This is a genomic window from Streptomyces sp. P9(2023), assembly GCF_032436795.1.
Lineage (GTDB): Bacteria > Actinomycetota > Actinomycetes > Streptomycetales > Streptomycetaceae > Streptomyces.
Window position 1 is genome coordinate 1 of the sequence record NZ_JAUPWM010000575.1, and the last position, 262, is coordinate 262.

Here is a 262-nt window from a genome sequence, read left to right on the forward strand (position 1 = left end):
GCCAACAACTCCGAAACCGGGAGGCCATGCACGGTTTTTAACCTCGATTCTTTTGTCGTGCATTCTCCAAACAGGCACTAAGTTTCCGTCATCTTGTGGAGTATATAGAGCAATATTCCATAGAACACCACTTTTAAATTCAAAGAGTTTTTCACGTAATACTACTAATGGCCAAATTAAACTGTGAACCATTTTGTCAATGTCATCTTCGCTAAGCTCTTCGCCAGCGCTTTCTAAATTTCTCACCCGGCCAACAGCAAAG

At 42.0% G+C, this 262-nt stretch carries 1 protein-coding gene; it reads right to left on the bottom strand.

From position 1 onward, the window contains the following. A partial coding sequence (locus Q5762_RS38740) for a hypothetical protein (RefSeq protein ID WP_315897009.1) occupies positions 1 to 262 on the bottom strand: 262 nt, incomplete at both ends.